The organism is Carboxylicivirga sp., from assembly GCF_982718395.1.
Genome location: NZ_CEXQWX010000018.1, coordinates 45,675 through 56,683, shown reverse-complemented (window position 1 = coordinate 56,683; position 11,009 = coordinate 45,675). Strand labels below are relative to the sequence as shown.

At 36.8% G+C, this 11,009-nt stretch carries 8 protein-coding genes and 1 other RNA gene; 8 read left to right on the top strand and 1 reads right to left on the bottom strand.

Translation table 11 applies throughout. The annotated features are described in order from the left end of the window. The 8 genes from AC4MRQ_RS05860 to AC4MRQ_RS05825 all read left to right on the top strand — a co-directional run. A partial coding sequence (locus tag AC4MRQ_RS05860) for a putative nucleotidyltransferase substrate binding domain-containing protein (RefSeq protein WP_491196719.1) occupies positions 1-378 on the top strand: 378 nt, incomplete at its 5' end. A gap of 184 nt (positions 379-562) precedes the next feature. Then, positions 563-1,168 (top strand): RNA polymerase sigma-70 factor, encoded by a 606-nt coding sequence (locus AC4MRQ_RS05855; RefSeq protein ID WP_491196718.1) that lies wholly within the window; start codon positions 563-565, stop codon positions 1,166-1,168. Between the two features lie 232 nt (positions 1,169-1,400). After that, on the top strand, positions 1,401-2,399 hold the full coding sequence (locus AC4MRQ_RS05850) for a FecR family protein (RefSeq protein WP_491196717.1): 999 nt from the start codon (positions 1,401-1,403) through the stop codon (positions 2,397-2,399). 139 nt (positions 2,400-2,538) lie between these two features. Continuing rightward, the gene (locus AC4MRQ_RS05845) at positions 2,539-5,907 is read left to right on the top strand and encodes a SusC/RagA family TonB-linked outer membrane protein (RefSeq protein WP_491196716.1); all 3,369 of its coding nucleotides are present in this window, start codon (positions 2,539-2,541) and stop codon (positions 5,905-5,907) included. A gap of 11 nt (positions 5,908-5,918) precedes the next feature. Further along, positions 5,919-7,430, top strand: coding sequence for a SusD/RagB family nutrient-binding outer membrane lipoprotein (locus AC4MRQ_RS05840; protein ID WP_491196715.1), 1,512 nt, complete (start codon positions 5,919-5,921; stop codon positions 7,428-7,430). 21 nt (positions 7,431-7,451) lie between these two features. Continuing rightward, positions 7,452-8,282, top strand: coding sequence for a hypothetical protein (locus AC4MRQ_RS05835; protein WP_491196714.1), 831 nt, complete (start codon positions 7,452-7,454; stop codon positions 8,280-8,282). 138 nt (positions 8,283-8,420) lie between these two features. Then, positions 8,421-9,368 carry an endonuclease/exonuclease/phosphatase family protein gene (locus tag AC4MRQ_RS05830; protein WP_491196713.1) on the top strand — a complete coding sequence of 316 codons (948 nt, stop codon included), beginning with the start codon at positions 8,421-8,423 and terminating at the stop codon, positions 9,366-9,368. A gap of 55 nt (positions 9,369-9,423) precedes the next feature. Then, positions 9,424-10,482, top strand: coding sequence for an endonuclease/exonuclease/phosphatase family protein (locus tag AC4MRQ_RS05825; protein WP_491196712.1), 1,059 nt, complete (start codon positions 9,424-9,426; stop codon positions 10,480-10,482). A 49-nt stretch (positions 10,483-10,531) separates the two neighbouring features. On the opposite strand, the gene ssrA is transcribed toward AC4MRQ_RS05825, so the two are convergent. Next, positions 10,532-10,932, bottom strand: a transfer-messenger RNA (tmRNA) gene (gene ssrA, locus AC4MRQ_RS05820). Positions 10,933-11,009: the final 77 nt, after the last annotated feature.

The following is an 11,009-nucleotide window of genomic DNA, read 5'->3' as shown; positions in this document are numbered from 1 at the left end:
GGTAATATTGTTGGTAATGATAGTTCGTCAAAGGATAATAGTGTTGATATAAAGATGATCCTGATGCCTGTTACAAAGTTTAGTCGATTGTATACTCTCAAATATGGCATTGACGAAACCAATACATTGCTTCGGATTAAGAAACTATACGAGGAAGAACTTATTCCGAAGAGTATGTATGATGAATTAACGATGTCATATAACTACCTGATGCAGCTACGATTCCGATTTCAGGCTGCGGCCTTGTTAAAAGGGCGTGATCCGGATAATAAAATAGACGTGTCTGAATTAACACAAATTGAAGTGGGCACCATAAAAAAAATATTCTCAGAGGTGAATAACATTCCTGTGAAGGTTAATCACGATTTTAAAGTTTAGTAAGGCGATTGTTTTTATTCGTAGCTAAGTATGTAGTGATGATGGATATCTACAATAGTCAATGCCTTGAAAAGGTGTAATCTACTTGTCAATTAAGCTTCAGTATTATATTGATTTGGCATATTTTTCTAAGAATTGGATATTGACCGATTAATAATATATTTGCTTCCCAGTAAACACAGAAATGGTTCAAGGGGTATCAAATAATGACTTGATTAAGGAGATTAAAAGAGGTGATGAGTCAGCCTATGAGATACTTTTTATGAAATATTTCAACCGGCTTTTCGGATTCGCCAAGTCAATATTAAAGGACGAAGGGCTGGCTCAAGATATAGTTCAGGAAGTTTTTATTAAGATTTGGGAGAAACGGGATGGGATTGAATCTACAAATTTGGATGCCTACTTATACAGACTGGTGCGCAATCAGTGTATATCACAAATAAGGCATTTAAAAATTGTAAAGAATACACATCGGGATTTTTCTGAGATTAAGAATATAGAAGAACTTTATCGAATTGATTTCTTGCGAGATGAACCATACGTTTGTATTGAGAAAGAGCTTGAACAGGAAATAAAGCAGGTTATAAATTCATTACCCGAACGATGCAGGGAAGTATTCACATTAAGTCGTGTTTCAGGATTAAAAAACAGGGAAATTGCAGAGCAACTGGACATGAACATTAAAAATGTTGAGAAGCATATTACCAAGGCGTTAACTGTTTTTCGAAATCACTTTGGAGAGCAATTACCAATAGCTATTATTGTTCTGCTGTTACAGCAAATGAGTTAATACTCGTTACCTTCAACCTTGAATTAATCCTTCCTATTTATTTATCAGCCTGGAATAAGAAATTATTTGGCTCGTTTAAGTCCTAATGATTGGCAAAGATTTTCTTTGTACATTGGAAATGAAGGGATAATCATAAATGGTGTATCATTATTAAATACAAAATTTAAAAATATTTGATATTGGAAGGGGGGTATTTGATTACCAGTTGCGTTATACTAATACAACGATGAAAATGAATAAAGATAATAAGCATATAACAGAACTATTTAAACGCTATTTCTTAGGCGAAATTACAGACAATGAAGCCGGTGAATTGACAAATTGGCTACGTGAATCACCGGATAACATGACACGATTTGATAAAGCTAAAGAAGAATGGCAAGGGGAAAAGACTAATTTATTAGCTCAGTCTAATTGGTTGCAATTAAAGAATAAAGTAAACCGATTAAATCAGCTGGATATAAATATAGGGTCTAAGTCTGTTCATCAGGTAAAATGGTTAAAGATTGCATTAGTTGCAGCTGTTATTGTTACTCTGGGAATTGGCAGTTTATTGATGTTGCTGTTACAAGATACAAGTAATCGTTACGATAATTTGGTTTTTGAAACGCCAAGAGGTAATCGTTCAAAAGTTGTATTGGGTGACAGTACTATCATTTGGCTTAATGCTGATACACGTATTGAGGTGTTAGCATTAAATAAAGATGAAAGGATAGTTTCATTACAAGGACAAGCACATTTTGAGGTAACCCGTAATATCCACTCGCCCTTTGTTGTTCACACCAATGATTATGATATTACAGTACTTGGAACCGTGTTTGATGTTATGGCATATGATGATATGAATCGCACAGTCACTACACTGTTCGAAGGTAAGGTAAAGGTAAGTAATGATGTTTCTGATATAGTATTGAATCCCGGACAACAGGTTGTTTGGGAAAAAGATAAACTAGAAGTTAGTGAGACGGAAAATACTGAATCTACTAAAGCGTGGGTGAGAAATGATTTTAACTTCGATAATATCGCCCTGGGTGAATTACTAAAGCAATTAGAGCGTTGGTATGATGTAGATTTTGAATATAACAAAGAGGAACTCAGTGAGTTCAGATTTACAGGTGTTTTCAAGAATGAAGAGACCGTTTGGCAGGTTTTGAATGCAATTAAATTATATATCCCTATTAAATATGAGAAAACAGGTTTAAGAAAAATAAAGATTACCAGAATAAAATAAAAAAGGGAGAAAAGCGCGACCCATTCTCCCCGGATTCAATTAAAGTAAATAATAACTAAATCGATTCAAAAGTATGGAAAAAGATTATTTTTCACAAGGGAGAGGTATGCCCTTTTCTAATCGTAAAATTCTGAAAATTATGAAATTGACATTTTTCATGATGTTATTGGTTATTCAGCAGGTTTTTGCCTTAAGCACTTATTCACAGGTGGAAAAAATGAGTCTGAACTTAAGAGAGAACACTCTAAAAGAAGTTTTTCAAATGATTGAGAAAAACACAGAGTATTCGATTCTCTATGATGAAAGCTTGCTGGAAAACACTTCTTTAAAATCAGGAAATTATCAAGGTGTTGTTATTTCAGAAATTCTGGATAAACTATTGACCCAAGAAGGATTACGCTATCAGGTGATTGATAAAATGATTGTCATTCTAAAGGACCAAAGCTCTGGCCCTGCGGATAATTATGAATTTCAACAAGATAAAATACATCTTAAAGGTCAGGTGATTGATCACACGGGGGAACCAATTGTTGGAGTTAATGTGATAATTAAGGGAACAACAAATGGTACAATTACAAGTGTTGATGGAACTTACAACCTTGAAGTTGATGCCGATGATGAACTTATCTTTTCCTTTATAGGGTTTGAAAGCCAGACAATAAGTGTAAATGGACGACTGAATATCGATGTTACCTTAATGTCTGATGTTCAAAATGTAGATGAAGTGGTGGTTACAGCCTTGGGTATTAAGCGAGAAACAAAAGCTTTGGGATATGCAGTTCAGGATGTTAAAGGAACAGAAATTCAAAAGGCCAAAGAGTCAAATGTAATCAGCAATTTAACAGGTAAAGTAGCTGGATTAACCGTTTATAACTCATCCGATTTTTTTCAAACGCCTAAATTCTATCTAAGGGGGGCGCAACCATTAATTGTAATTGATGGTATTCCTGTTAATTCTGATTTTTGGGATGTCAGCAGTGAGGATATAGAAGAGATGAGTATTCTGAAAGGCGCCACAGCTTCGGCATTATACGGATCACGAGGGGCTAACGGAGCTATCATGATCACAACTAAAAAGGGTAAATCTGAAAAAATAAGTGTTGATATTTCAAGCAGCACCATGTTTAAAGCTGGATATGTTGCTATACCGGAACCACAACAAGTTTATGGTACAGGTGATAATGGCCAGTATGCCTATGTTGATGGACGTGGCGGCGGAGTTAATGATGCAGGTACATATGTATGGGGACCAAGATTGGATGAACGTGATCCGACAACTGCCAGTGGCTGGAAAGAGATTCCACAATGGGATAGTCCGATAGATGAAAATGGTAACCGTATTCCTACACCATGGCGTTCCAGAGGTCGTGATAATCTGACTAATTTCTTAGAGACGGGTTTTATAACAAACAATAATATCAGCGTATCGCAAAGCACAGAAAAAGGAAGTTTTCGTATTTCTATGTCGCATGCCTATGAAAAGGGGCAGGTGCCAAATACCAAACTGAACAATTCCACATTTACCATTGGAGGGACCACAAAAATTGGTGAAAAGTTTAATCTGGAATCATCATGGACCTATAACCGGCAGTATTCTCCAAACTATCCTTATACGGGTTATGGAGGCGCCAACTATGTATACAACCTGTTGGTATGGTCGGGAACTGATTATGATATTCGTGATTTCAGGGATTATTGGTTGGTAGAAGATGTTCAACAGAAGTATTACCAATATACTGTGTGGTATAATAACCCATATTTTCTGGCTTATGAAACCACCCGATCATATTACAAGGATGTGAACTATGGTTTTGTAAATATGTCGTATGACCTGGCCAAGGATCTTAAGCTGGCTGGGCGTATCGGGAGTAACTGGAACAATACCAAATCTGATCAGCGAACACCCAAAAGCTATGGTATGGGTGAGGGAAACTACACCAATAGCCAATCGTATTATTTTTCTATCAACAGCGATGTGTTTTTGACATATAAGAAAGATCTGTTTGATGGCTTTACAGTTGACGCACTTTTAGGAGGAACAATGAACTATTGGGAAAGTAAATCATTATCAGCTAGCACAGATGGTTTGAATGTGCCGGGGTTCTTTTCATTGTCGAACTCGACCAATCCGGTATCGGCGAGTAACAGCTTTTCGAGAAAACAAGTTAATAGTGCATACGGTAAACTGAGTTTAAGCTATTTAAACGGATTATATCTTGATGTAACCGGACGTAACGATTGGTCGTCGTCATTGCCTGAAAATAACAGATCCTATTTTTATCCGTCAGTTGCATTAAGCGGTATCATCTCCGAATTTATTAAAATGCCGGATGTTATTAACTTCTGGAAATTACGTGGCTCATGGACTGTTTCCAAGATGGATGTGGGTTTATACAGTATTAATCCTGCTTATACCGTAAGCTCAGATGTGAGACAAGGAAATAGTGCTGCTTATTATCCGTCAACAATTGTTGGAACAGATGTGGAACCAGAAGTGAAACGAACTTATGAAGTAGGTACAGATATCAGCATATTATCAAACCGCCTGCGTCTTGATTTAGCCTATTTTAATACACTAAACTATAATAAAATTGCCTATGCCGATATTTCAGATGCTTCTGGTTTCTCAAGCAAACAGGTAAATACAGATGAGGAATTTGAGCAAAAAGGCTTTGAAGTGGTTTTATCTGTTACGCCTCTTAAAACGAAATCATTAACCTGGGATGCTTCTTTTAACTGGTCAACAAGTCGTTGGTATCTTAAAAAAGCCGATCCGGTTTATACAGCCAAATCATCATGGATAAAAGAGGGTGAACGTACCGATTATATCATCGGTTACGATTGGGAGCGTGATAATGAAGGGAACATTGTGCATAATTCAAGCGGTTATCCGGTTAGCAGTAACTACGCATCTGTATTTGGATATGGCTCGCCTGACTGGGTATGGGGTTTTACCAATAATATTAAATATAAGAATTTTGACTTGTCATTCTCTTTCGATGGTCGTGTAGGTGGTGATATCTACTCTCAGACCAATCAGGCTATGTGGAACAGTGGAACCCACCCCGAATCGGTAAATGTGTATCGTGAGGCTGCTGTTAATGGAATTAATAACTACACGGGTAATGGAGTGGTTGTTACCAGTGGTGAAATAATCCGAGATGAACAAGGAAATGTAATCGAAGATACCCGTGTTTTTGAGCTCAATCAAACACAGGTATCCTATATTTCTTATATGAAAAGTTACAATCCATATGTAGGCAATATGAAATACCAAAGTATGTACGACCAAACCTTTCTGAAATTGAGAGAGTTCAGTTTGACTTATAATGTACCGTCAACCCTGACTAAAAAGTTGGGTATGTCAGGAGCATCGCTTGCTTTTATAGGTCGAAACTTATGGTTATGGACCAAGGAAGTGAAACATATAGATCCGGATAATGGAAGCGATAATTTATCATCAGCATCTGTTCGAAATATTGGATTTAACATCAAATTGACATTCTAAAAACATTGGTTATGAAGAAATACTTAAACAATATAGTAGCCCTTATAGTGATGGTCGTTTTGGTTAACTGTACAGGTAATTTTGATGAGCTGGCAGTGAATCCTAATAAAACGGAGGAAGTTATACCAAGTTTGTTATTTACAGGAGTGAGTTTAAATCTGGCTTCAAGTGGTGGAAAGCCGTTCTTTTATTCACAGATGGTATCTAAACAGATTGTTTGGACTGAGGCCATGGAGAGCTATCAGTATAATAGATTTGGACGTTCAAGCTTTTATAATTATTCCATCCTGCGAAATGTGGAGAAAATGGTGGAAGAAGCAGAACGTACAGATGAAGATGTATATCTTGGTTTGGCTCATTTTTTTAGGGCATGGTTCTATTATGATTTGACAATGGTCTTTGGTGATATACCTTACGAAGAAGCTATGAGAGGAGAGACTGAGGGAGTATACACGCCTGCTTATGATTCACAGGAGACAGTTTTTTCAGGAATATTGAATGAACTTGAGCAAGCCAATGAAGTATTGATGAATACAACTGATGTTATTACTGGTGACATTTTTTACAATAATGATATCCTGAAATGGCGGAAAGCTGTTAATACATTTGCATTACGTGTGCTGATAACACTTTCAGAAAAGGAAGATAACTCCACATTGGGAGTTAAAGAGCGCTTTAAAAAAATAGTAGAAAACCCGGTAAAATATCCATTAATAGAATCGTTGGACGACAATCTGATGTTTCTTTACACAGATAAAGAAGGTGAACGATATCCGTTTTATAATCATAGTCACCAGCAATATCCTCATCTTGACGAATCATTTGTGAATATGTTGAAAGAGCAGCAGGACAGACGCCTTTTTTATTATGCACAACCAACAGGAGAGTCGGTGGCTAACGGTATTCCATCCAATAGCTACGATGCTTATGCTGGTGGCGACGGAACACTTCCTATCGAAGACCTGCAGCAATTAGAAGTTAATAAGCAGATGTCGAGGATACATGAACGTTATTATACTGATCCGGAGAATGAGCCTTACGTAGTGATTGGTTTGGCTGAAAAAGAACTATTGATGGCTGAGGCAGCACTTCGAGATTGGATAAGTGATGATGCGGCAGTACATTATAATAATGGTATCACTGCTTCAATGAAGTTTTATGAAACATATGGAATAAGTTATGAGGAAGCGGAGATAACAGATGGTTATATAGCCTCATATCTGGAGCATCCAAGAGTGAAATTTGATGAAATGAATGGACTGGAACAAATTATTACGCAAAAGTATATTGCAACCTTTTTGCAAAATAATTGGGTGCAGTTTTATGAGAACAGAAGAACTGGCTTTCCCGAGATCAAAATTGATCCTAATACCTCAATGAATACTGGGTATGAAGATCAAATTCCTGTGCGTTGGATGTATCCTCAGTCAGAATCAGATTCAAATAAAGCAAATGTTGAAGAAGCCATTAAACGACAGTATGGCGAAGACAATGTAAATGCTTCAATGTGGTTGCTTAAATAAATTAATCAAAACGAAACGAACATGAAAAAGAATCATATAATATACTTATTAATAGGATTACTGGTGCTTATTTTTACAGCCTGTGATGAGTCTGAAGAGCCGGAATCCATTTATGTTTATTTTAAGGACTCAGAATCCAGTGTGGTTGAAAATCATCCGGAGGAGTTACTAATACCACTTAAAGTTTTTTCCACTTCCGAAGCAGTAAGTGATATTAAAGTAACTTATTCATTTGATGGTAATGAGAATGGGATTGTAACCGACAATGGGAATGGTGTCATTACTTTTCCATCTGGTTATAGTTCATATACAGATTACATTTCTTTAAATATTGTTGATAATTCAACGGGAGATGGTGACGCTGAGGTGACAATTAATATTTCAGGTGAAACAACAAATATCGTTGCTGGTATTGGAGATGGAGATAATAATCAGAACAGTAGTTTTAAGTTAACCATCCTGGATGATGATATTTCGTGTCTGGCTGAACTTTGGATAGGTGATGTTACCTGTACTGATGGTGTCTGGCCAAGTTGGAGCCCTAGTTATTGCCGTGGTGAGATGGTTAATGAAGATTGTCAACGACTAAATCTGACCTTCGATTTCTGGGCCATGGGAAGTCTCGAAACAACGTTGGATTTAGAATTGGGAGCTATTGATCCTGATACTAAACAAGGAACGGTGACTTTATTAAATGATTATAACGCAGTAGGTGGTGGTTATGATGTAACATTTCATTCAGGGCCGGCTGGTACCTACGATGGTAACACGTTTAAGTTAAACCTGGTTCTTGATTTTAGTGGATATGATATAGGTGGTGACGGTAAATATCGATTTACTGTTAGCAAATAATGATTGATTAGAGGTTGTCCAAGAACAGCATGCGCTCATTGAGTAAAGTGGGAATATAACAAGGAAGTACTGACTTCGCTCAGTGAGCATATCGAAATGTTGTTCTTAGACAACCTCTGTTTTAATATTTGTAATAAAATGATACGGAATTTATTTATAGTTGCTTTTATAATACTAAATGTCAGTTGTTCTAAATCTGAAAGCAAAGATGACGTGCCGGAAAAAGTCGTACAAAATGATACGATTAATATTATTTCATTTAATATGTGGCATGGGGGTGATGCAGGAGGACAACCATTAACAAAATCTATCGAAGTGATACGATCAGTTAAGGGTGGCATAGTTGGAGTGCAGGAATCTGCTGGTTATGGTGATCCCAGACCTGATAATTCTGCAATTATTGCAGGAAACATGGGATGGCGCCAATTTGACCAGGGATCATATGATGGTATTATGACCAAATACCAGATTGTTGAAACTCTACCAAGCAAGCGAGGTGCTAAAATTAAGATAGATGAAGACAAATTTATCTGGTTTTTTAATTGTCATTTTGCATATATCCCATATCAACCATATCAGCTGGGGCATAAAAAATATGGCGATTATCCATTTATCGATACAGAAGAGGAAGCTATTAAATGGGCTGAGGATACACGCTTGCATCAATTAGAAGCTTTTCTTAAAGAAATGGAACAGGTTGCAGATGAGGGTTGGCCAGTTGTTTTAACAGGTGATTTTAATGAACCCTCGCATCAGGATTGGACTCAAAAGGCAGCTGATGCAGGTATTGTGCAATTAAAGGTAGAATGGCCATGTACCAAATTATTAGTGGATAATGGATATATAGATGCATACAGAAATGCAAATAAGGATGAGGTCAATAAACCTGGAAAAACATGGTCGAGCATTCAAACGCCCGGTGAAATTCATGATCGAATTGATTTTATTTTTTACAAAGGATACCAACTTCAATTGACAGGAGCAAATACTATTGGTGAAAAATCAGGATTATCTGATATTGGCATAGAACTCTATCCATCTGATCATAGAGCTGTTGTAGCTTCATTTATTTGGGCAGATGAATGAAGATTCGTTAATTTATAGCAAGTCATTCTTAAGTATTATATATAAATCTAAATCAATGAAGAATATAGCCAAGGTATTTGGATACGTAATTGTTTTGTTATGCCTGGTTTACTTGTCAGCATGCAATAATCGAAGTAAAGAAATAGAGTTACAAGTTCTACAGTTTAATATTTGGCAAGAGGGAACCCAAGTAGAAAATGGCTTTGATGCCATCGTAAGTGAAATTATCCGAAGTAAGGCCGATTTAGTTGCTTTGAGTGAAGTACGTAACTATAATGGTATCAACTTTACCAAAAGGCTGGTTGATACGCTAAAAGCAAAAGGTCATACATTTTATGAGCATAAAAATGATGATTCAAACTTGATTTCGCGTTATCCTATTTTATCGCATGGCTATCTGTATGGTTTAAAGAATGATCATGGTTCAATTACTAAGGCCATTATTGATATTGAAGGAACGGAGGTAGCATTTTACTCTGCGCATCTTGATTATACCAATTATGCATGTTATCTGCCCCGTGGCTATTGTGGTTTAACCTGGAAAGAGTTAAACGAACCTGTATCTGATGTTGATGAAGTGTTAAAAATGAACGAAGCATCATATCGAGATGACCAAATCAAGGCTTTTATAAAAGATGGATTGAATGAAGCCAAACAAGGACGCCTTGTTATATTAGGGGGTGATTTTAATGAGCCTTCGCATAAGGACTGGACAACCGAAACAAAGCACCTATTCGATCACAATGGACTTGTGGTTCCCTGGCATTGCACTACTATGCTGAATCAGCATGGTTTTATTGATTCCTATCGGGAACTTTATCCTAATGCAGTATCTCATCCGGGTTTTACCTGGGTGGCTGATAATAAGGCAAAAAAGATTGATCAACTTACCTGGACACCAAAAGCTGATGAACGCGACCGGATAGATTATATCTTTCATTACCCTGATTCCCGCTTAAAGTTAGAGGATGCGATTATTATTGGTACTAAAGGTTCTATAGTGAAAAATAAGCGTGTTCAGGAAAATTCAGAAGATAAAATCATAGAACCAATCGATGTGTGGCCAACAGATCATAAAGCCTTATTGGTAACTTATAAGTTAAAAGTTGATTAGAGGATAATGAAATGATTTGAAATCTTTTGTTTCAAATCATTTCTGTTTAAAGTGGAGCTGCGGGGGATCGAACCCCGGTCCAGACAAGGAAGCTTTGCGCTTTCTACATGCTTAGCTAAGACTTATTTTTCGAGTAATAACTGGATCAAAGCCACCGATTATTACCTTATCCTTTTAAATTTCGGAAAAGATCCAAGGCTTCCCTTTTCCTAGTTCTGATTTTCCAGCATCTCTATTACGAACCGCCTCAAAACGTTAGCATCCGCGAGATGTCTCGTTTCTGCACCTAGTGCTGAAATAAAGCTAATCTACTATGATTCGATTAAGCAGCAAGAGCAAAATTATTTTCGCCAATTAAAAAGTTTGAGATCCGGGATTTACGAGCCAGCATCACGACGCTCGACATGCTTACACATCACTTTGCCAAGCTGTCAAATCCACGTCAGCCCCTTTAGTAATGCGACACAAAAGTAATAAATATTTAAAATTACTCAGCATGGTTTAATATAAAAGCCATCTGAAAATGG